The sequence below is a fragment of the Paenibacillus sp. FSL H8-0175 genome (assembly GCF_045040615.1).
Lineage (GTDB): Bacteria > Bacillota > Bacilli > Paenibacillales > Paenibacillaceae > Paenibacillus_AQ > Paenibacillus_AQ odorifer.
In genome coordinates this window covers 2,132,796-2,155,451 of sequence record NZ_CP150299.1, presented here as the reverse complement: position 1 = coordinate 2,155,451, position 22,656 = coordinate 2,132,796, and the positions used below count along the sequence as shown (strand labels likewise).

General features: G+C 43.2%; 19 protein-coding genes. 5 read left to right on the top strand and 14 right to left on the bottom strand.

What is annotated here, in order from left to right; all coding sequences use genetic code 11:
• Positions 1-10: 10 nt before the first annotated feature.
• The 3 genes from ccpM to MHH46_RS09155 all read right to left on the bottom strand — a co-directional run bounded on the left by ccpM (position 11) and on the right by MHH46_RS09155 (position 3,493).
• Complete coding sequence (ccpM, locus tag MHH46_RS09165) at positions 11-1,468, bottom strand: Cys-rich peptide radical SAM maturase CcpM (protein ID WP_217904434.1); 1,458 nt, start codon at positions 1,466-1,468, stop codon at positions 11-13.
• A gap of 40 nt (positions 1,469-1,508) precedes the next feature.
• Complete coding sequence (locus MHH46_RS09160) at positions 1,509-1,688, bottom strand: CLI_3235 family bacteriocin precursor (protein ID WP_036684027.1); 180 nt, start codon at positions 1,686-1,688, stop codon at positions 1,509-1,511.
• Between the two features lie 77 nt (positions 1,689-1,765).
• Positions 1,766-3,493: an ABC transporter ATP-binding protein gene (locus MHH46_RS09155; protein ID WP_076179649.1), complete on the bottom strand. Its 1,728-nt coding sequence runs from the start codon at positions 3,491-3,493 to the stop codon at positions 1,766-1,768.
• Between the two features lie 182 nt (positions 3,494-3,675).
• Between MHH46_RS09155 and MHH46_RS09150 the strand changes: the two genes are divergently transcribed.
• Together MHH46_RS09150 and MHH46_RS09145 are read left to right on the top strand one after the other, a co-directional pair.
• The gene (locus MHH46_RS09150) at positions 3,676-4,425 is read left to right on the top strand and encodes a LytTR family DNA-binding domain-containing protein (protein ID WP_076184252.1); all 750 of its coding nucleotides are present in this window, start codon (positions 3,676-3,678) and stop codon (positions 4,423-4,425) included.
• Complete coding sequence (locus MHH46_RS09145) at positions 4,422-5,216, top strand: sensor histidine kinase (RefSeq protein ID WP_081387794.1); 795 nt, start codon at positions 4,422-4,424, stop codon at positions 5,214-5,216. The genes MHH46_RS09150 and MHH46_RS09145 overlap by 4 nt, the downstream gene beginning before the upstream one ends.
• A 77-nt stretch (positions 5,217-5,293) precedes the next feature.
• Here MHH46_RS09145 and MHH46_RS09140 read toward each other — a convergent pair whose 3' ends face one another.
• The 4 genes from MHH46_RS09140 to MHH46_RS09125 form a co-directional block, all read right to left on the bottom strand.
• Positions 5,294-7,375: a glycoside hydrolase family 36 protein gene (locus tag MHH46_RS09140; RefSeq protein ID WP_076191412.1), complete on the bottom strand. Its 2,082-nt coding sequence runs from the start codon at positions 7,373-7,375 to the stop codon at positions 5,294-5,296.
• A gap of 130 nt (positions 7,376-7,505) precedes the next feature.
• Entirely contained in the window at positions 7,506-8,816 is a 1,311-nt protein-coding gene (locus tag MHH46_RS09135) for an ABC transporter substrate-binding protein (RefSeq protein ID WP_076191114.1), read from the bottom strand.
• A gap of 122 nt (positions 8,817-8,938) precedes the next feature.
• Positions 8,939-10,585 (bottom strand): response regulator, encoded by a 1,647-nt coding sequence (locus tag MHH46_RS09130; RefSeq protein ID WP_076191112.1) that lies wholly within the window; start codon positions 10,583-10,585, stop codon positions 8,939-8,941.
• Positions 10,578-12,440 (bottom strand): sensor histidine kinase, encoded by a 1,863-nt coding sequence (locus MHH46_RS09125; protein WP_076191409.1) that lies wholly within the window; start codon positions 12,438-12,440, stop codon positions 10,578-10,580. Before MHH46_RS09125 ends, MHH46_RS09130 begins: the two co-directional genes overlap by 8 nt.
• 197 nt (positions 12,441-12,637) lie before the next feature.
• Here MHH46_RS09125 and MHH46_RS09120 point away from each other — a divergent pair, with 197 nt between their 5' ends.
• Both MHH46_RS09120 and MHH46_RS09115 read left to right on the top strand, forming a co-directional pair.
• Positions 12,638-13,528 (top strand): carbohydrate ABC transporter permease, encoded by an 891-nt coding sequence (locus tag MHH46_RS09120; protein WP_036684044.1) that lies wholly within the window; start codon positions 12,638-12,640, stop codon positions 13,526-13,528.
• Positions 13,528-14,361, top strand: a complete 834-nt coding sequence (locus tag MHH46_RS09115) for a carbohydrate ABC transporter permease (protein ID WP_036684045.1) — start codon at positions 13,528-13,530, stop codon at positions 14,359-14,361. Before MHH46_RS09120 ends, MHH46_RS09115 begins: the two co-directional genes overlap by 1 nt.
• Before the next feature lie 654 nt (positions 14,362-15,015).
• Here MHH46_RS09115 and MHH46_RS09110 read toward each other — a convergent pair.
• The 5 genes from MHH46_RS09110 to MHH46_RS09090 all read right to left on the bottom strand — a co-directional run bounded on the left by MHH46_RS09110 (position 15,016) and on the right by MHH46_RS09090 (position 19,834).
• Complete coding sequence (locus MHH46_RS09110; protein WP_081392475.1) at positions 15,016-16,068, bottom strand: CapA family protein; 1,053 nt, start codon at positions 16,066-16,068, stop codon at positions 15,016-15,018.
• A gap of 83 nt (positions 16,069-16,151) precedes the next feature.
• Positions 16,152-16,811 (bottom strand): class I SAM-dependent methyltransferase, encoded by a 660-nt coding sequence (locus MHH46_RS09105; RefSeq protein ID WP_076124835.1) that lies wholly within the window; start codon positions 16,809-16,811, stop codon positions 16,152-16,154.
• A gap of 152 nt (positions 16,812-16,963) precedes the next feature.
• Positions 16,964-17,986: an SDR family oxidoreductase gene (locus tag MHH46_RS09100; protein WP_076191108.1), complete on the bottom strand. Its 1,023-nt coding sequence runs from the start codon at positions 17,984-17,986 to the stop codon at positions 16,964-16,966.
• A 35-nt stretch (positions 17,987-18,021) separates the two neighbouring features.
• Positions 18,022-18,870 carry an NAD(P)-dependent oxidoreductase gene (locus MHH46_RS09095; RefSeq protein WP_076191106.1) on the bottom strand — a complete coding sequence of 283 codons (849 nt, stop codon included), beginning with the start codon at positions 18,868-18,870 and terminating at the stop codon, positions 18,022-18,024.
• 31 nt (positions 18,871-18,901) lie between these two features.
• The gene (locus MHH46_RS09090; RefSeq protein WP_038569620.1) at positions 18,902-19,834 is read right to left on the bottom strand and encodes an aldo/keto reductase family protein; all 933 of its coding nucleotides are present in this window, start codon (positions 19,832-19,834) and stop codon (positions 18,902-18,904) included.
• A 174-nt stretch (positions 19,835-20,008) separates the two neighbouring features.
• On the opposite strand from MHH46_RS09090, the gene MHH46_RS09085 reads away from it, so the two are divergent.
• The gene (locus MHH46_RS09085) at positions 20,009-20,353 is read left to right on the top strand and encodes a helix-turn-helix domain-containing protein (protein ID WP_036684053.1); all 345 of its coding nucleotides are present in this window, start codon (positions 20,009-20,011) and stop codon (positions 20,351-20,353) included.
• 678 nt (positions 20,354-21,031) lie between these two features.
• Here MHH46_RS09085 and MHH46_RS09080 read toward each other — a convergent pair.
• Together MHH46_RS09080 and MHH46_RS09075 are read right to left on the bottom strand one after the other, a co-directional pair.
• Complete coding sequence (locus tag MHH46_RS09080; protein ID WP_076191104.1) at positions 21,032-22,033, bottom strand: anti sigma factor C-terminal domain-containing protein; 1,002 nt, start codon at positions 22,031-22,033, stop codon at positions 21,032-21,034.
• Positions 22,030-22,521, bottom strand: coding sequence for an RNA polymerase sigma factor (locus MHH46_RS09075; protein ID WP_076191102.1), 492 nt, complete (start codon positions 22,519-22,521; stop codon positions 22,030-22,032). The genes MHH46_RS09080 and MHH46_RS09075 overlap by 4 nt, the downstream gene beginning before the upstream one ends.
• Positions 22,522-22,656 lie beyond the last annotated feature (135 nt).

Genomic DNA, 22,656 nt, shown 5'->3' with positions numbered 1-22,656 from the left:
GTCTCCCCCATTACACTTTTTCTTTATCAAAGTCGTAGCCTAACTCTCTTAGTACGCAATAATCTTTAAACAAACTCTCAGTGTTTTCTTTAACTTTATTGCAGATACTTAATTTTTTGGCAGCAGAAAACTCACTGATATCATCGGCGGCCATTGCACAAGAAGTGCAATATCTAAAGGCCCAGCACTCTTTGCATTCTTTCTCCGTTATTGTTCCAATGTTTAGTATGTTCCGGATATTATCCAATTCAAAGCCTGTATCTATATGCCCAATCCTCATTACACTAGATGCTTCACTAACTCTTTCACAGGGATACAGAGCACCGTCAGCATTCACAAACAATCGTTGTACTCCTGGAACACACGGTCCGGAATGATGGTCTTTTTTTACATCATAGAAAGAGATTCTAAGCCTGTTATGGACATTCTCCTGGATTTGATCAAAGCTTTCCATCACCAGCTTGGATACATCATTTTTCTTAAGCCTATCAAATTTATAAAGAAATAATTTGAAAACTTCGTAATTATACATCTTGATAAAACTGTCATTGATTAAGGACTCACTTTTTTTGTAGCTACTTGCTATATCACTTGCCATAACAGCAAAGTCTTTTACGGTCTCATAGTTTGAAAAAAAGTTTGTGGAACAGCTAAAATCTGAATTTGGATCAATAACTGCATTGAACATCACTTTATCAACATAGTCTGGTGTTTTGTTTTTGATATTTTCAATATTATCCATAATAGTCTGAAAACTACCTTTATTATTTACCGCAAAAACTCGGTTTCTATCATGCGCGACTTCATCGCCGTCCAGGCTGATCGTTAAATTAAAATCATTAGAAGATAAGAACTCTAAGGTTTCGTCGGTAATTAAAGTTGCATTTGTAGTAAGGTTAAACGTTAGTTCTTTGCCCGCACTTTGTTCTCTGGCATAAGCAACACAAGCTTTTATTAAGTCCATTTCCAGTAAGGGCTCTCCTCCATAAAATCCAATATTAATAATTGGAGAATCTACGGAGTGCTCAATCAAAAACTTAATTGCTTTCAAAGCAACCTCTTTTTTCATTCTCTTATTGGTATGTACTCTGTGTAAGTAGCTCCCTGAATACGCGCAATAGCTGCATCTTAAATTACAGTTTTGCGTGACCTGCAAAGTTATCGAGCCAACGCTTCTGCTTAAATTGTGCTGCAAAGAGTCGCTCATGGGATGAATCATCTCAAAATCCTGTTTCTCCGCCAAAAAACCGGAATCAAATAAGTTTTGAATCTCCGGTTCCACTTGTTCAAAGTTTGAATTTCTATAGTTCAACAAAGCCTGATAAGATCTTTCATTTAATTTAAGAAATGTATTTGCATTCGCATCGAACATATATTTTCCCGTTACCGTTTCAAATAAATGAAATACTGGCACCTGAACTCCCCCCACTCTAAAAGTGAAGCAGGACAGCTTTTTTAATAAAGCCATTTAGCCATCCTGCTCTTAGCTATACTTAAGATTGCACTTACTACCCGATTCCAATAGCAGTCATCTTCATGGAGTTACCAGTATAGGTTACTTGTTTCATGGCTGCTTTGTTTGATCCGCTGGCATTGCATGTACATGCATAACAAGGACATGCACTGCAAGCTGCATATGCCTCCAACGTTTCATAATTTGCATTTGTTCTTTTTACAAGTTGTTTCATATGCCTATTCCTCCTTTCAAATCGTATTTATCTAAATATCAATATTTGATATTTAAATCACTCGAAGGGTAAACCCATTAAACGAATTGATGCTGTTGAGTGATGAGCCGATACCTTTCATTTGTATAGGACAACTCCTCATGAAGTCCAATATCGGATACCCGACCTTTTTCTAAAAAGATTACTCTATCCACATGCTTCAGAATTTCCGGCCTATGACTGACTATAATCACTGTATTGTTACTGAGTACTGTATCTAATAGATGGTTAATTGCTTGTTCAGAGTGAAGATCAAGGTTGGAGGTCGCTTCATCAAAAATCACCATGGGCCTGCTTTTTACTAATGCTCTGGCTATCGCGATTTTTTGTTTTTGTCCACCGGACAACTTGTTCCCATTAGAACCTACGACATAATTCTTAAACTGGCTTGTATTCTTCTCTAATAATTGGGTAGCCTCAATAGCCTGTCTATACTGCTCCTCATGGGTTTCACTGTAAAGTTTTATGTTATTTTCGATGGTTGTGTCAAAAAGATATACCTCTTGACTAACGGTCGAAATTAATTCCCGATATTCATTCAAATTAATAGCCTTAATATCCACTCCATCGAATAAAATTCGTCCTGCAAGTGGTTCGTAAAACCTCTGGATTAAATTTAGGATTGTAGACTTCCCCGAACCATTCATTCCTACAATGGCCACTTTCTCATGGCTGCCAATCGTGAAATTCACATTTGACAAGATCAGTTCAGTATCATAAGCAAAGCTTACATTTTCAAACTGAATGCTCCCAAAAGGATTGAGTCGCTTCATACCAATGTTGTCGGATTCTACATCACAAGCTTCGATTTCTTCCTCGAGCAACGAATAATACCTTCGGGCAGAAGGCATTATTCCCGACAATAAGTATCCAATATTCAACATCGATGAGATAGGAGTGGTTACATAAGCGCTGTAGGTAATAAAAGCAAATATGCTTCCTACCGAAAGCTTTGAATCTAATATCATCGTCGATCCAGAAGCATATATAAGAAGAACTAGTCCTCCAATTAGAAATCTCTCCACAGTAATCCGCCAATTGTCCAATAAACTGATTCCCATATGGGAGGTTATTACTTGATTCTGCTTGTCCGCAAATTCTTTTTCTTTGAAAACGAATAAATTAAAAAGCCTTGTCTCCTTCACACCGTTCAAACTATCCTCAAACCAATGCGAATATTCTCCATCTTTCGTGATGTATTTTTCCGCAAGCATCTTTCTTTTTTTAGCAAACGATTTCAAAATAAAATATTCTATAGGGATTAAAATAAGCACAATGAGTGTAAGTTCCCAACTTATGATAAAAAGTCCAATAACTCCTCCTACCAAACTAAAACACTGACTAACAATAAAAAGCATGCTACCATCCGTTATTTGCGAAATATTCGATATATCGGTACTAACGCGATTTAAAATTTCACTGCAGTTTTTATCAGTGAAATATTTCACTTTCACTTTCATAAGTAGATCAAATGCAGCTTTATGCAAGGAGTAGATAATATTTGAAGCTATTTTTATTCTTTGTTTTTCTTTGAGCAAATCTAAAAAGCTACTAGACATTGACAAAAGAAAAATGTAGATTGCCGTTAAAATAATGGTTCTAACATCTGATTTCATAAATCCTTCATCAATAATGATTTTGTTGAACATCGGCAAAATGGAACTAATCAAAGTAGAAAATATTAAGAGCAGAAAAATAAAACATAAATTCTTTTTATGCGGTTTGAATAATCTGATAAGTTTTTTAAGGGTATTCTTATCATTCATAGAATATATCCTCTTCTACTTTCAAGCTTCGGTTTGACATTGAGAACGCTATCAATATATCATATAAAAGAATATTTGGGGTAATTTGGTAGCTAATGGTTGAAATAGGAGGCTGAATGACGTTTTGTGTCAGGTTTTTGTATCTCTGAAGATTAACAAATTTAATTATGGGGGGAATGACTTTGTTACGCATAGCCGTATGTGATGACGAGAAAAAGGAACACGAGTTGCTAAAGGAATATCTCCCAAGACTTATGAAAAGCACGGCTTACTCTTTCGAGATTCAATATTTTACCTGTGGTGAGGAATTGCTTCACTATTATAATCAACAGAGTAGTTATCCTTTTCATATACTTCTAATGGATATTGAACTGAGAGGATTAAATGGAATCGAGGTTGCAAAAAAAATCCGTGCACTTCCGGATCGAGAGGTTCAAATTATTTTTTTGACTAACTATCCGCAGTACGTAATGAACAGCTTTGATGTGCAACCCTTCCATTATTTGATTAAACCGGTAGACTATGAGTATTTTGAGGCAAAGATAATAAAGCTATGTAACTATATCATTTCTTCTGTAAATAGGTTTCTAATGATTAAAACTGAAGATGGACATATCGTGATCAAAAATTCTGACGTTATTGCGATTGTTAAAATCAAACATTCCTTGGCTAAAAACCGGCTAAAGATCATTACCTCAATGCAGCATTACATAATTTCAGGTACAATTTCAGAATATATAAGTAAACTAAACCGTCCGTTTATGCTTATTCATCGTTCCGTTATTGTTAATCTGGAACATGTCCATAAGTTTACAGCTACTTCCGTAATCATGCACAATCAAGAGCAGTTTCCTATTGGCCGTACTCAGGCAAAAGAGGTTAAAGAAGCCTACGCCTATTATATGATTGCACAATTCAAAGAACGAGGATGACGACTCTTTATCTATCAATGGTAATCATGATGTTGCTTATTCTGCTAATCAGAGAAACCATCCTTTTATTCGGTAAAATTAATGAAAATGCCAAACTGACTAAAGAAAATCTGCAATTACATAAACAAATGGATTATCAACACAACAGCTATGAAAAAACCGCACATTCCCTTACAAGCATCAAACAAGTTATCCATGATACGAACAAGCAATTGGTATATGTCCGGACTTGTATTCAGAAGAATGAGATTCAGGAATCTATCCATCATATTAATTCAATGCTCGGTCAAATTCATCAGCCTTCTCTAAAACTATCAACAGGTAATTTGGTAATTGATTCTTTAATTGGTAACGCGCTAAATATTGCTTGTGAACACAAAATTGCTATGAATTATGATATTCATATACACGCCGAAGCTATTGATATTGATCGGTTTGACTTATGTACCGTGATCGGGAACGTGCTGGATAATGCTCTAAACGCCGCTGCAAGAGTTCCCAAAAAAGAAGATAGATTTATTCTGCTGCTAATTTTCACTACTGATACTTCATTGTTTATCCAAGTCACCAACTCACGGAACGATTCTAGCACTATAGTACAGCATAATTTTAAAGAGAATCCCGCTTTTCACGGATTCGGCTTAACAAATATTCAAAGTGTCACCGAAAAATACGGAGGTCATCTGGTTACTAACGCTGAAAATAATGAATTCGAAACGATCATTGTACTGCCTTTTCTAAACATACTTTCAGCAGATACGCCAATCCTGACCGAATTAGAAAGGCAGTGAATAAACTATTTCCCTAGCAAGCTACAGCGACCGCTCCCCAAACATCAGATTGAAGGAGAGCAGGCCCGCTGCAAGCTTTACGAAGTAATCTCAAACAATCTCGCTGTTTTTCCTGGTGGGAGCGCCACCGTCAAAACCCCTGCCGATTTATCCCAATTCCAGGTTGAGCTATGCTGCTGAGGATAGGCACAGGTGATCGCCGGATCAAGTCCCTTCAGCTCTACCATCGGCAATTGGACATTCGCAGCTTCTCCGGCAATCCGCCATACCGCGACATACCGTCGTTCGCCGCGCCGCAGGCCAAGGCTGACCCATTCGCCCTCACTGTCCGGCAGGCCGAGTGGCCAGAAAGGTGTGGCGTGTGGGATATCACTGCGAATGGTTTTGTAATAATCCAGCGCTTCTTTAACTAGACTTCTGCGGTGGGGTTCAAGCTCCGCCAAATGACCGCTCTGGTGTACACGAAGCAACAACGCATTAACCATATTGAAGATGACTTCCTCATCGTCCCCCTCGCGCAGCGGATAAGACCAAACTGCGGACTGCTCCGGTGTCAGTGCTGCCGGAGAACCTGCGGCAATGGCCGCATACTGTACATAATCCTCCTGGTCGCTAGTAGACTGGATGCTGTGTCGGCTGAGCATCGCATAATCCATGCGCATTCCCCCGCTGGAACAGTTCTCGATAACAAGCTTCGGATAACGAACAAAGATACTGTCCAACCAAGCCAGATAAGCGCGGTTATGCTGTAGCAGCCCATCTCCGAAGCTGTCCGCATTCGTTTCTGTCCCAATGCCTGCATTGATGTTGTAATCCATTTTAATGTATCCTACACCGTACTGCTCAACCAGACGCGCAATAACACCGTTTGCATGATCAATGACTTTCGGGTTGCGGTAATCTAGCTGATAGCGGCTACGGTCCTTAACCCTTTTACCATGCCGCATGAAAAACCAGCTGTCATCAGTCTCCGCAAGCTTCGGGCTGTTGATGCCCATAACCTCCAGCTCAAGCCATAGTCCGGGAATCATCCCTTTGCTGCGGATATAGTCGAGCACATATTTAATTCCTTCCGGAAACCGTTCGCTGGAAGGCTCCCACTGGCCTACGCCATCCCACCACTCTCCGGGTGCATACCAGCCAGCATCAATACAGAAATATTCACAACCTACTTCTGCGGCAGCATCAATTAAAGGCAGTAGCTTCTCAGTCGTTGGGCTTCCCCATAGGCAATTCATATAGTCATTAAAAATAATCCGCAGCAGCTCATTATCCTCATTAGGTCTGCGGATCATCCGGCGATATACCGTAAGCTGTTCTGCCGCGCCCTGAAATCCTCCCCGCACTGCACCTACAGCTGCTGGTACTGAAGTAAACTCTTCACCGGGAGCTAGCTTCAGCCACCAATGGTTATCATGTTCTGTAGGTCCGCTGACCAGCAGGGTAAGCTGATCGTATTGATCCGTCAGCTCCCAATGCCAGGAGCCGTTATGCTCAATCTGCCAGAACAAGCTTGTCCCGCTCTCCTTATTATGCAAAACTGCCATCGGCAGAAGTTCCGCTGCTGACCAAGAGCCTGTATTGCTTGCGGCAATTCGTTTGGAGCCACGGTCTGCCAAATGATACATCCCAAGCTCAGGCAGGCGGTAGGTACGCCACTGAAGTTCACTCTGCCATCCGCTGTGAGCAAGGGTTACTTCAATCTTATCATTGCGCTCCCCGCCCCCCTCTTTGTCTACACCTGTAAGAGCAAAGGAGGAGATGTATTCCACTGCCACCTCAGCTTCTCCAGCATTCTTTAGCACTGTCCAGCTTCGAACGATTTGCACACCCTTGTAGAACTGAAAATGCTGCACTGCCTGGATTCCCGAAATCGGATCAGCCAAGCTAAACTCCAGTTTACGTCCGAGCACATTCACTGTATCGCTGTGCCCCGCATATACCATCCGAAGACCCGGATAGGATGCTCGGTGTGTGCGCCCGTGATATTCGGCGCGGTCTTCGCCCGATAATTGCAGCTCCAGCAGCCGGAAGCCTTGCTTGTTCTTATCCGCTATGGCTGCTTCCAAAGGTGCCGCTCCAAAATGCAACAGCCGAACATCCTGATCTTCCGTAACTTCAATCGTAAGATATAGTCCATTTTCAATGATTTCAACCATTTTGCTATTCACAATAATGTACCTCCTGACTTTGTCTCAGTATCTTCTTATGATTATATAACATGTAAAAAAGGGACGGTTCTCCAGTAAGTGAATCTTACCTTGGAGCCCGCCCCTGATCTGAACCTAATTATTCTGCCGATCCGAATTGAATCCAAGCTTTTTGAATTTCATCGATGGCTTGATCCTTAGTTTTGCTGCCGCCGATGTAAGCCTGCATGAGCTCACCAAATTTTTGGTGGAAGGTATCCAGAGAGTAGTTCACGGACAGGTCGCCGGATTTCTCTGTTTTGAGGATTTCTTCCATTTCTTTTGGCATTTGCAGGTCAGGCATAGGAGCATCCTTAATTGGAGGAATAACCTTAGCTACTGTAGAGAACCAGTTCTTACCGTATTCAGAAGTATACAGCCAGTTGAAGAATTCAATAGTCTCAGCAGCTACAGCAGAATCCTTATTGATACGCAGGGCTTGATCCGCACCAGTAATGATCTGGGACTGTTCAGCCTTGTCGCTGACTGGGTAACCCATAATACCCAGGTCGAAGTCCGGTGTAATTTTCTTAATGGCTTCTTCATCCCATGCGCCTTTACCCGTCATGAACGCTGTTTTGCCGGATGCAAAGTCGCTGACTTCAGCATTGCTGTCCCGTTCAAGCGGTTTGTCTGTGCCATGTTTAACAGTGGTATCAACGAAGCTGAAGAAGTTATTGTACAGCACCGGGTGATCCTTGATCGTGGTTTTTCCGGCAATAAAATCGTTTACTAGTGTCTTAGCATCCGTACCCGCATCTTCGGCTGCCGCATCTACGAAGTGTTGGAAGATGTGTTTCCATACCCACCACTCTTTATAAGCGTTGGCAAAAGGAGTAATGCCTTTAGCTTCAAGCTTAGTAATCGCATCGTCCATTTGGGCTGTTGTCTTAGGAACTTCTGTAATCCCAGCATCAGCCAACAGTTTCTTATTGTACATCAGGACAAATAAATTTCCTTTTACCGGAAGACCGAGCACTTTACCGTCCGAAGAACTCATGTTAGAACGCACTGCATCGGTCATCGCCGCAGCCAGTGGCTCATTAGTTAGGTCAGCACTATACTCCGCAAAGGTATCAATATCTCCGCCCGCTGTGGTCTGGAATACGTCAGGTGTACTTCCCGCAGCAATCTTCGATTTGAGCACCGTATTGTAGTCAGCCTGCATAATCTCCAGATTAATCGTCACATTCGGTTTAACTTTCTTGTACTCGGCAATATAAGCGTTAAAAGCATCAGTGTACTCGGGTGATGCGGTGAACATATTAATCGTGACCGGCTTGCCAGAATCTGTGGCAGGAGTATTCCCTGTTCCGCTATTGTTAGCGGCGTTGTTGTTTCCGCCGCAACCCGCCAGTAATCCGCCGACGAGCAGCAGACTCGCAGATAAAGCCATAAATCTTTTTAACATGATGTTGCCCCCTTTTCCTCATGCATCTAGTGGTCTTGAGACAATTCTAAAGAAAAAGAAAAAGGATAAGAATGTACATAAGTGAACTTATTAGGGTAAAAAAGTGTGTTCATGTAACCGCTTCACTCCTCCCCGTTCAATAGCAGAACCCGATATTCAGAAGGTGAACAGTCATAATAATTCCGGAACGCCTTGCTGAAATAATTTTTGTCCTTGTACCCCAACATCTCGGAAATGTCTTGGATTTTCAAGTCGGGGGTGGATAGCAGCTCCTTTGCCTTGTCCATTCTTACCTTTTGTACATACTCATGTATGCCATAACCATATTGCCCTTTAAAAAGTTTCATCAAGTATTCTCTGCTCAGGAAATATTTATCCGTGAACACCGATATTTTAATATTCTCAAAATAGTGATTATCAATGTATGCTTTAATATTTTCCAGTACGCTGGGGCGATTGCCAGCAAGGCTTTTGCTGATTTCATTGCCATAGCAATCTAGAATTCCGCTCAGCACCCGCTCAAATTCGCCAAAGGAAGCAAAATCGCTCCCGATGCCTAGCCCACGCAATCCTTTATCTTTACCGCCGCGAATACGTTCGGGGATCGCATCCAGCTCCGTGGCAATATCGTTCAGCAAAATAATAAACTCCTCTATCTGCCGGTCAGCCTCGCCCAGATTAAAACGTCCGGAAGCCTCCCATTTCTTCGTGAATTCGCTTAAAATACTTTTGGCATGATTGATATTCCCGCTCTCCAGTGCGTTGCGAATTAAGGGCATGCGCCCTGTCAAGGAAGGATTATCTTTCCCCTGGGAAGTATCGTTGCTGCTATTTGTGACAATCGCTCCCTTCAGCGTCAGGAGGTCAATCCCGTCGAGAGAGGCTTTGGCAGTCTCATAGGATTGAGCAAGCGCCATGATGTCACCATAGGGCTGTCCGATTCCTCCGGCAACAACAATTCCGAATAACTCTTTCAGCGTCGAGACTAACTTCTTCATATGATGTAAAGAGCGGAAAGTTGCGTCCTCCTCATAGCCGCCTTTCATTGTGAAGATGGCGATAAACTCGCGTTCTCCCTTATGGCTGGCGAAGCTGAAAGCCTGAAAATGCTCATCGCTATTCTCATTAATCACATTTGTGACGGCAAAATGCAGCAAATCCCGGTCCTCATGGAAGCGATTACGACGCACTTGTTCCAAATTGAGCACCCGCAGTACACCCGCAGCAAAATAGTTTCCGGTCGTATCGGCGCCGATCAACGGCAGAAAAGCCTCGTTGGACTGATTTTTGAAGCTGCGCTCAATGATCGACAGATAGATTTTCTCCTTTAGCTTCGGCAGAGACATGTTGAGCGTAATGTTCCTGTTGATGAACTCGCTTTCTTTCTTGCGTTTAGCCTCCAGCACATCGATAGCTTTACGTAAGGCCGCATTCAAATCCCCCCGGTTGACCGGCTTCAGCAAATAATCAACTACCTTAGAACGGATAGCCTGGCGGGTATATTCAAAATCATTGTAGCCGCTGATTACAATCGTCAGCAGTTCCGGGAACTCCTTCTCCACGATCTGCAGCAACTCACTTCCGTTCAGCTCCGGCATCTTCATGTCGACCAATACGAGATCGATCTTTTGCTCACGCAGCATGGCTAGGCCCATACTTCCATCCGTAGCCTCCAGTACCTGATCGACACCTAGTCCTTTCCAGTCTCCCAGGATGTTGATCGCCTCACGCAACGGTTCCTCATCATCTATAATCAATACTTTATACATGGTTAATCCCTCCCCGCGGTAACCGCATGTCCATCTTTGTTCCGCCAGCATCACTGGTAATGGCCAAACCCGCAGCCTCACCATACAAAAGCTTCAGCCGCGTGTTCAAATTTTTCAGTCCGATGCTTTCCGTGTCACTTTCAGCAGCGTTCTCTCCGCCCTGATCTTCCCACTGGATTTGAAGAGAACTTCTCACTTGCTCCAGCCGCTCCCCGCTAAACCCCGGCCCATCATCCGTCACTGAAATAACAGTATGGCTAGGCGTCACATGCGCTTCAATGGTAATTGTGATCGTTGTGGATACTTTTTCCAGCGCATGTTTGATGCAATTTTCTACCAAGGTCTGAATGGACAGCTTCGGAATTTCCAGCTCCAGCAAAGGGTCTTCCCACTGGTAGGCCACCTGCATTCTGTTTCCGAAACGGGCCTTCTGCAGCGCTAAATAACGTTCAATATGCTTTAATTCCTCTCTGGCATGGACCACATCTTTACCGCTAATGCAGTATCTCAGCGTCATAGCAAGATTATCGACCATATCAACAATATCATCATTGTTGTTTTTCAGCGCCTTGGTGGAAATGGCTTGCAGGGCATTATATAAGAAATGCGGATTGATCTCAGCTTCCAGTGCTTTGAGTACAGCATTTTTCTCGACAATTTTCATTTTGTACCGTTCATTGATCAGCTCATTCGTCTTTTCCACCATCTTATTGAAGTGGCGAGACAGATAGGCAATTTCATCCTTTCCTTCAACCTGTGCTTCAGCGTCAAAGCTGCCTGTACTGAACCGCTTCATCTGCAGCGACAGATTCTTTAGCGGGCTCGTTATTTTGTTCGAAATAAAGCTGACCAAGATGACCGAAACGATTAAAAATAACAGTCCTATGAAATAGTTCAATTTGCGTGTTGTCGTGGCCGCTTCATAAATTTCTTTGTAGGGAATCGGCTTAATCAGCTTCCAGCCTTCTTTTTTACTGATGTCATAAATCACTAGATACTTCTCTTCTTTATCCGACCACGTCACGCGTCCTCCTGAGGCTGGTGTCAGCTCCTTAAGCAGTCCCGCTTGTTCGCTCTGTTGATAAAACCCGGGGTCATCCACCACAAAAGGTTCATTATCGGGACTGACGTACATTAGGTGCTGCCCTTTACTGAAGGGAATATCCTTCATAATCTCGTCCGTAACCGAGGAGTTGAAATAAAGGGAGAGTACCGCCTGCGGCTCCCTGGAGACTATGGAGCGCAGCAATCGATGGTAGCCCATGAAGCTTTTATCCTTATTTATAGGGTAGTCGGAGCTATTGATCATCGAGGTTTGGTTTTTTACAAAAGACTGGTAAGAACGGTTAAACGGGCTGGCCAGCGCTTTTTTATACCAGGAAAGATTCTCAATCGACGGATGCTCGGCGACCCGCACGGTAATATTGTAGTTCTCTTTGGTGACATAATAATACTTGTGCTCCTTGATGACATACAGGTAGATAGCTTCCAGATCATTGCGGGAGAAGTACAGGTTCTTCAAGTAGTCCTCCACATACATCTTCGAGGCATAATCCTCCGATTCATGCAAAATCGCATAGGTGATCTCGTCATACGATATTTGCGGCAGGGATAATTGCTCGATGCCGTCCAAATAACTCTCCAGATTCCGGCCGACAAGCAACAGATTGTTGCTCGTACTGGCGATGCTGTTATCCACCGATTCTTTTCGCAGCATGCCGTATGAAATGAATGTCAGTGAGGTCACCACCAACACAATGATGATTGTAAACAGCAAAATAAGCTTGTTCGCCAACCTGCGTGAGACAAGCTCCAGCACGGGTTCAAACCGCTTTATGATCCACTTTTTAATAATGACCGGCAACCTCCCCCACGATTTACAGGCTTAATTATAAATATTTCAGTTCACCTTTTTACCCCTAACTGTACTCTTAAATCCATTTTTGAGTATAGGGTACTGCTCTATAATACACAATATAGACTAACCGGAATGGTTATGTGTGGCAAGCCTAGTCGATATTACCACCCAACAAATCAAGAAGAGGTGCATCCATGTTAAAATCACTCGGCAAAAGATGGCGCGAGAAAACAGAATTCGGATTATTCACTCTCCCAGTCCTAATCTGTATCGCTGTAGCATTCTACATTCCGTTTGCCATGACTATCCGCTATTCGATGACCAAATGGAACGGAATTTCGAAACACCCTAAGTTTGTCGGACTTGATAATTTCAAACAAATCTTTATGGGCGACACCAACTTCGCCAATTCAGCCTGGTTCACCATAAAGTATGCGATTCTGTACATCGTTCTCGTTAACGTGCTGGCCATTCTGCTCGCACTGGTTCTGGACATGAAGCTGAAGAGCACCCCTTGGCTGAGAGCCGCTTTCTTTATTCCTTATATCCTCAGTCTTGTCATTGTCGGTTTTATCTGGAAATTTATTTTTATGCAAGGTTTCAACTCACTCGGAGAAAGTACAGGCTGGTCCATATTTGGTCTAAGCTGGCTAGGGACGCCGGGACTTGCTTTCGTCTCCATACTGGCCGTCTCCATCTGGCAGTCGATTGGTTTTTATCTGGTCATTTATATTGCTGGTCTGCAATCTGTACCTGAGGATCTCAAAGAAGCAGCCACAGTTGATGGCGCTGGGCCCATGAGAAAATTCTTCAGTATTACACTGCCGCTGCTCGCTCCATCCATTACGATTTCTGTGTTCATGGCACTGACCAATTCGATCAAGGTGTTCGATGTCATCTTGTCATTAACCGGGGGTGGACCTGGCGGAACTACCTACAGTATCGCTTACGATATCTACCGGGATACCTTCCAGAACAATCTGTATGGATACGGTACAGCGAAAGCGCTTATCCTGTTCCTAGCCGTCTTGGTGGTAACCATTCTCCAGTTAGCATTCTTCAAACGAAGAGAGGTTGAGGCATAATGAATACAAACCGCAAAGCAGGCCGAATTATTCTAGAGGTTGTTATGGTCATCCTCTCTCTTCTGTTTCTATATCCGCTATTTCTGACGATTATCAACTCGTTAAAAAGCTTTAGCGAAGTCATGACGGATGTCATCGCCCTGCCGAAACATCTGGTCTTCGGCAACTATTCCTACGTGTGGAAGTTTATCAACTATCCGAAGCTGTTCCTGAACAACTTTGTCATTACCGGTGTAGGTCTTCTGGGTATTGTGTTCATTTCATCCATAGCAGCCTACAAGCTGGCACGGACGAAATCCAGACTGAGCGGGGTTATTTATTTCCTCTGCATTATGCCGATGCTGATTCCGTTCCAATCGATCATGCTGACCGTTCTGCAAACGGCTAAGACTTTAAATCTCTCTGAGAGTACTTGGGGACTTGGGTTGTTATATTGGGGTTTCGGTGCTCCACTCGCAGTGTTTATCTACCATGGATTCGTCAAGGGTATTCCGGTTGAAATTGATGAGAGTGCCACGATTGATGGAGCATCCGGCTTCCGCCTGTTCTTCAGTGTCATCTTCCCACTCCTGAAATCAGTCACAACAACCATTGTCATTATCGACGTAATGTGGATCTGGAATGACTTCCTGCTCCCGCTGCTCATGGTCAACGGCTCCCCAGATACCAAAACGCTGACACTGGCTGCCTACACCTTCGTGGGCCAATATACCTCAGATTGGCAATATGCGATGACAGCTATGGTTATGGCGGTGCTGCCATCGATCGTGGTATTCATCTTCTTGCAAAAGTACATCGTTAAGGGTGTTGTTGCGGGGGCGGTGAAGGGCTGATTATCTAATTCCAAACCTAGCTTCTGTAAAAAGGGGGAGATCCATATGGATCTCCCCCTTTTTGCAAACGTTCCAATACTCTACATACTGCTGCAGTCTGCTTTTGATGCAGAAGTTCCAATACTCTACATACTGCTACGGTTAGCTTTTGATGCAGACATTCCAATACTTTGCATACTGCTGCGGTCAGCTTTTGATGCAGACGTTCCAATACTAACTAGTAGTTTAACTGTATTTTGTACAACTATAATTATGCAACTCGCTCGGCCGATGGATATAGCTGTATTTCGTGCAACTATTCTGTTGATTTATTGCCCTCTAGGTCGATTCTCTAGTTTTTAGTTGTATAGAATACACTTAAAAGCAGTATGGTCCGTTTTACATATAAAATAGGTGTATAGAATACAGTTATTTCACAAACACAACGGTGATACTTTATAGGCACTCCATAGGTATTCCATACGCCACATCATGCCACCCCATACGGACTCCATAGGTACTCCATACGCCACATCATACGTACTTCATCCCACCCCATACATACTCCATACGTACTTCATGCCACATCATACATACTCCATAAGTACTCCACACATTTCGCATTCTAACGAGATCGAGCGCGATCCGTGAATAGCTAATCAGAGTTTGTATTTATTAAAGCTGCTTTTCCGTGACCCTGCCGTTAGCATCTATGTTGGCATTAAAAGATAGGGTGTTCAGGAGCTTAATCGTTTTCCTATTGTAGGAATCATCCATAAAATTGGGCTGTCCGCCAATGATTTTGACAGGGGTAATCTTGCTGGTCATCTTGGAGTCCTTAATCTCAACGTTCAATAGCATAGAATTAAGTGTTTTTTCCCCACCACGTGTGGAGCGATTAAACACAAAATTCCCAAGTGAATAATAAATGGGCTTGTGCTTATAGTATTCGATGCCCATAAGGCAGTGACTGTGAGCGCCAAGGATTAAATCCGCCCCGCTATCAATCATCTGTTTAGCTAGTGTGCGAGCGTACTTTTCAGGGAAATCCTTAAACTCTTCATTCCAGTGAATATATACGATCGTGAAATCATTCTCCTTGGACATCTTCTGAATGGCGCTAAGCATAGGCTGCGAGGTGTAAGCTGAAGCGGCTCCCGGTTTGTTTTTGCCGGCATACCATGAAGGATTTGAAAGCACACGGCTAACACCAAGGATGGCGATCTTTTTCCCTTTTACCGTCTTAGTATAAGGCTTGAACGCTTCGTCTTCATCTTTGCCAGCGCCTGTATGGCCAATCTTGTTTCGATCCAAATGGATCAGCGTGTCGAGCATAGCGTCTTTTCCATAATCCAAAATATGATTATTCGCCAAGGACACTCCATCAATCCCGGCATAGGTTAGGCCGCCTAACGTTGCTGGTTTGGATCTGAAGGCAAAGGTTTTCTCTGCCGCTTTCCCTCGGATAGACACAGGCGTCTCCAGATTGGCGAAGGCGATGTCAGCCTTTTGCAGCGTAGGTGCGACCTTTACAAACGGAAAGTTCACCCCATATTTAGCAATCTGATCGCCAACAAAACCGTCCAAAAGGATATCACCCGCAAAAGCAAGCTTTATAGGATCTGAAGATAGTGAAGCTGCACTGGAAGCAGATGTCACAGGAACTATTAGTGATAACAAAAGTGTAATGAGTGCTATTCTACGTAAAACCTTCGATCCTAATCTCAAAAAATACAGCCTCCTCTCATCTTTTGTTAGCATGATCCTAGCATACTGGAAAGAGGTTACTAAATTAAGAGTAGAAAGACCTGTTATTCCTTTGCTTTTTTCAGAACGGCTCTAAAACAATTTAATCCACCCCATGCATCCGTATGCACAGCATCCGCAGGTAATTCAAAATCTGTCTCCCCCCAATACTGAAATCCAGTTTGTAGCAGCAGGTCATTCATAAGACTCAGATTTACCGTTGGATAATCAAATGTCAATACCAATAATCCTTCTTCGTTCAACGTCCGGTGAAATTCCCGTAAAGTACCCACCGTATCCTCAAAGCTCAAATGCTCCAATACCGATATGCAAAAAACAGTGTCAAAGCTTTCATCCTCATAAGGCAGATCCGTCAGATTAGCTTGAGCGAAATGCAGGTTGTTTGTTCTTCTAGCGATAACCTGCTTCGCCGCTTTTTCCCCAATCTCATTCTCAATACATTCTTGGATAGCTTTTGGGTAAATAACCCTACTGTCCATATCGCAGGCATAGACCTCTGCACAAACCCCTGCTAAATAAAACTTCAAGGGATGAGGAATCCCACAGGCTGCATCCAGCACAACACCATGCGGAGAAATAAAGTTAATACACCACTCATATTCAAAGGGACGGCTCCACCATGATTCCGGCAGATCATAAATTAACTTCTCACGACGTGCATCTGAATTTACGAAAAAACGCGAGACAAAGGGATGGGTTGGCATGGCCAGGACTCCTTTTTCAACGGAATTTTAGGTAGTGAGAGTATATTCATGATTTGCTGATTCATTCCATAACCTTACATTGAACGAGACAAACCCAAAAAAACGGCTGCTCCCTTAGGAACAGACCGTCTTTAAATATAACTGTATAAACCTTATGCGTAGAATGAAAGAGGTTTGGCCTCAATTCCATGTCTCTCGATCAACTTATCAAGTAACGCAGACCATTCCGCATCGACCGTACATTGCTCAGGATGAGCCTCGAACCAAGCAACCGACTGCTTGATCCCTTCGGAGAAAGGCACAGTAGCCTGGAAGTCAGGCACGAAACGTTTGATTTTGCTATTATCAAAAACACTGCTTACCGCTTGATCACCGATCAAGCCATCCGCTGTCCCTGGAGGGGAAAAGGCTGTGATAAAGTCTGTGGAGATATGCACCACTTTAGGTTCCACACCTGCCGCTTGTCCGATGGCAGCATAGATCTGATTCCAATTTAATACCTCGTCGGAAGTTATATGAATGGCCTCGCCTATCGCTTCCGGATGTCCAAGCAATCCAACGAAACCTTTGGCAAAATCCGAATTATGTGTCAGTGTCCACAAAGAGGTTCCATCTCCATGTATGACTAAAGGTAAGCCGCGGCGGATACGATCGATCAGTGACCAAGGATGCTGGCCACTTGTGAGTGCCGCAGGGATGGCTGTATTTCCATAGGTATGGGAAGGACGAACAATCGTAACCGGGAATCCGTTCGCCTTGTAAGCTTCCATCAACAGCTGCTCACACGCAATTTTATTCCTCGAATACTCCCAATAAGGATTCTCCAGCGGTGTCTCTTCTGTGATTACATAATTACGCTGCGGTTTCTGATAAGCAGAGGCTGAGCTGATAAAAATGTACTGCTTCGTTTTACCTGTGAACAGGTCAATGTCTGCCTGCACATGTTCCGGTGTAAAAGCAATCCAGTCTACCACTACATCAAATTCGTAATCTCGTAATACTAATGCGGCTTCTGCCGGATTACGAATGTCTCCTTTAATTACTTTTGCACCTTCTGGAACGAATTCATCCCGCTGTCCTCTGTTGAACAAATACAGCTCGATTCCTTGATCTACAGCCAACGGGGATACAGCCTGACTAATTAATCCCGTACCTCCGATAAATAAGACCTTCATTTTGCACGCTCCTTATAGTGAATCCGGCTCGTTATTTACTGGTTAACATAATCTCGCCATACGTGCTTCGGCTGCCAATTTAGCAGCTTTTTGGCCTTCTCATTACTGAGTAGCGACTCGTGACCCTCCAGCGGCTGGCGGAAATCCGTCACCTCTGGATAACGTGCGGCCATTAGCTCTCTGCTAGGAACAGCCATGCTGGTCTCATCTGCACATATATTAAGAGCAACCGCTTCCAATCCATCCGTTTCGATTGCCAATTGGCAAGCTGTTGCTACATCCCGTGTATCAATATAACTCCATAGAATACGATCGCGCTGCGCTGGATCATGAATGAAGGAAGGGAAACGTTCATACGCCGATGGATCAATAACATTTCCGATTCTTAGGGAAACGACCTGTATACCCTTTCTGCGATAGAACATCTCAGCGGTTTGCTCATTCACAACCTTAGACAGACCGTAGCTGTCTTCAGGTAACTGTGGATGCTCCTCATCCATAGGCACATACTTCGGCCCCAAAGGATTAACCGCAAAACAGATTCCGTAAGAGGATTCACTGGAAGCAATCACTGCTTTCCGAATCCCGAGACCCGCTGCAGCCTCCAAAATGTTATAGGTAGATACTACATTATTTTGAAAGGTAACCTCACTTGTCTTTATATTTGCAGCTGGGATTGCAGCCAAATGTACAACTGCATCAGCGCCTGCGAGCACACCATATACTTCACCCAAATTATTCAAATCAGCAATCATCGTTTGGCACAAAGAATCTGCGGATTTTTGCGTATCTACATTCACAACCTCATACCCTTGCTCTACAAAATGCCGGACCACCCATCTGCCCAACATTCCACTGCCGCCTGTAACAACTACTTTCGCCATGAGTATGTCTCCTTTTTTATGAAGCTAACAACTACTCCAGAATCTCCTCAATCTGCTTCAAAATCTCTTCCGAAAGCTCAATACCTGAAGCCTTAACATTCTCTTCGACCTGCTGCGGACGGCTGGCACCCACCAGCGCACTAGCTACATTAGGTTGACGCAAAATCCAAGCCAAAGCCAAATTCCCAACAGAAATATTCAGTTCCGTGGCGATCCCACTCAATTGGCGGACTTTTTCAATCTTTTCTTCTGTAATCGAATCTTTTAATCGATCCAGCTTAGCAGCACGGCTATCCTCAGGGATGTCCGTGTTATACTTTCCAGTTAACAGCCCTTGAGCCAGTGGAGAAAATACTACCTGTCCAATCCCACGGCGCTCGCCAAGCGGAATAATCTCTTTCTCAATATAACGGTTAAACATATTATAAATCGGCTGATTAACAACAATATGATCTAGCAAATAGCGGTCTGCTACAGCTAACGCATCGGTCATTTGCGCCGCCGTCCACTCACTAACACCGACATAATATACCTTGCCTTGCCGAACCAGATCATCTAGCGCACGTAAGGTCTCTTCAATTGGAGTTTCCGGATCAAAACGGTGGCAATACATAATATCCACGTATTCTACTCCGAGACGTTTCAAGCTAGCATGACACTGTTCCGTGATATGTTTGCGGGATAGTCCACGGTCGTTAGGCCCCGAGCCCATTTCCCCGTATACTTTAGTAGCTAATACATAGGACTCACGAGAGTAGTTACGTAAAGTCTCACCTAGTACTTTCTCGGCAGCACCTTTTTCATAAACATTTGCAGTATCAAAAAAATTTACGCCTAAGTCGTAAGCGGTTTCAATGGCATTAACAGCATTATCTCTTTCCACATAGCCTCCGTATGTCAGCCAGCTTCCCAAACTAATCTCACTGACTTTTAAACCGGTTCCACCTAATCTGCGATATTTCATAATAACTGCTCCTCTCCATAGTTCCGTGTTTGATTTTGGCAGGTTGCTTAGCACTCATATTCATTCTAGAATAGTTTGTATATAATAGAAAGAAGTGAAAATTAGTTTATTATATGATCTCTAGTGTAGTTACTATACTAGAGTATAGTAGCTTCACAAACAGGAGGAGATACCTTGAAGACAGCTAAATCTACTAATAATTATATCCCCAAAACCCCTGTTACTATTGAATGTAATGTTGAAAAAACACTTGAAGTATTAGGTGGAAAATGGGCCTTTCTTGTCCTCAGAGAGCTATTCGACGGCACGCAGCGTTTTGGGGCACTGCAACGAAAAATCACTAATGTTTCTCCCCGCGCACTAACCACTACGTTGCGCCATCTGGAGGAGCATGGTGTGCTTGAACGTCACGTATTTCCGACTGTTCCTGTTACGGTAGAATATTCGCTTACTCCCAAAGGTGAGGATTTACATCAAATTTTGAAGGAAATGAAGCTGTGGTCCGCGAAATGGACTTAGCTTGAGCAGATTGTGACTGATGAAAAAAGAAGCTGTCCAAAAAGTAGAGAATTCTACTTATAGGGCAGCTTCTTTTTTATAAATAGGCTATACAATGGATGGATTGTTACTTTAACCCATGGGATATGTGCGGCGTGCGATGTGCGGTGTGCGGTGTGCGATGTGCGATGTGCGGTGTGCGATGTATGATGTACGCTTTAGTGTAATTGGGGAAATACTCCCTAAAAATAGCCGAAATTCGCTAAAAAAGAGCATAATGAGGGGATTTCTCCCTAAAAATCGAGGTGATTCCTTTATTTTTCACCAAATCAGGTAAATTACAGGGAGGTTTTCCCTAATTATAAGTTAGATGACCATATATCTAAGAATTATAGGGAGAAATCCCCTAATTATAGAGTCGGAAGCGTATTTGGACATCTGAAAACAATCGAAGATACCAGCGATTTCTGCGATCACGTCATACACAAATTACCACTTGAGGTCAGCAGGCTTTGCCTTGCCTTCAATCTATTACTGAAGCAGATCGCGGATAATCAAAAACGCAGAGCAGCGAAGATCCAATAGGAGGATGAATCGCTGCTCTTTCCCTTGCATTTTTGAAAATGAAGGAGAGATCGTCTCTTTTCGTAGAAAATCCACATATAGAATAACCCCTCCAGCATTTTTTACTATATTGATCTAATATTTATCCACAATCACGCCGAGAACTGCCGTATTTACATAGGGTTTTCCTTTGAGGCTTTGCAGCTCTTTCGCAGTTCCAGTAACGACAACTCCCAATAGCTGTACATCACTGGCGTCCGGCGCCGCTTTATCCTTTTTCAAGTAATTCGAGATTCGCTCAAACTCTCCGTAATGCTTGCCCTTCATCTGAAGCCCATAGGTTAAGGATTGTAAAAAATCCTCTGGTTTCGGCTTAAATAACCCTTCCCATTCCCCACCGTAGCCATATACTTGTCTAGCAGATTCCGGTAAGGCATATTTATTCGGGCTGCTGTCATTCCTAATAAACTCAAGGTTCTTTTTATTGTCATACGTATCTACCCAATACCAAGTCTGTGACAAACCCGCCGGCAGCATCTTCTCTACCTCTACCTGAGTGTAGCTTTTATCAAAAGAAACAGCCATTTCTACGAGCTTGCCAGGTTCCATTTGTTCGAGTGAAGGCAGGTCATTCAGCACTTTTTCGTTATAATTCACTCCAGGCACATAAAACATCATTTCCCGCTGACCATTTTGACTGTTATATCCTCGGTAGTATTCATAATTTTGCTGTGTCATTACCGGGTCAGGAACATTTATACTAGAGTATCCCCTATTAAGCAGAGAAAACCGGCTGCCCATATCGAAATACAGTTTTTTAGTATCCCATACGATGGGCACACCCTCAACAACTTTGTAAGTGCTCAGTTCAACTTTACCCGATAGAAAACCTAAATCAAGCTCAGTTCTCAACTCCTGAAGGTTAGGACTGCTAATCTTCATCATGATCCTCTCTTCATCCAAACCACGCATCGCCAACCAGCTTGTCAGATGGGCGTTACCCAGCATCCCGCCGAATAATACTAGAACCGTCACCACTAGAGAAATGATTGTGTTTCGAATCATTGTTTTTCGTTTTGCCTTCTTAATTACTTTTGAAAGGTTCTGATCATCCTTTTGTTCCCATGGAGCTGTCATTCCACTTCACCTCTATACTTTTTTTGAAATTGCTTGCGGGCACGAAACAATGCCGATTTCACTGTATCTGTCGTAATTCCCAGAAGCTCAGCTATCTCCCGATAGGACAGCTCCAGCTCATACTTCATAATAATGAGTTGTTTATGGAGCGGTAGAAGCTCATCCAACACTCTTTCGATGTCTTCCCGTTTCTCTTTTAACAGCACATGATCCTCTGGCAATTCCATATCCGGCACATCTACATAGTCAATAGGAATGACTATCCGCTTGCGGCGGCGGCACAGATCATAGTAGCGATTGATCGCTACTTTATATAACCATGCACTGAATTTGTTCTCATCAATGGAATCAATATACAAAAGAGCCTTATACACCGTATCCTGTACGATATCTTCAGCGTCGGCTGCAGGTGCCCCGAGACGAATCAAGTATTTTTGAATTTCTAACATTTTAGGTTGAAGTATCTGATGTAGCTGCCCGGGCTTCATCCTGCACCTCCCTTCGTATGTATAACGATAAAGTTCTCGGAATGTTAGCTTATGAGGTGAAAAAAATTATAAAACAAAAGACGGCTGCCTCAGAAAGACATGCCGTCACATTTTAAAGAATGAATAAGGTTCCAG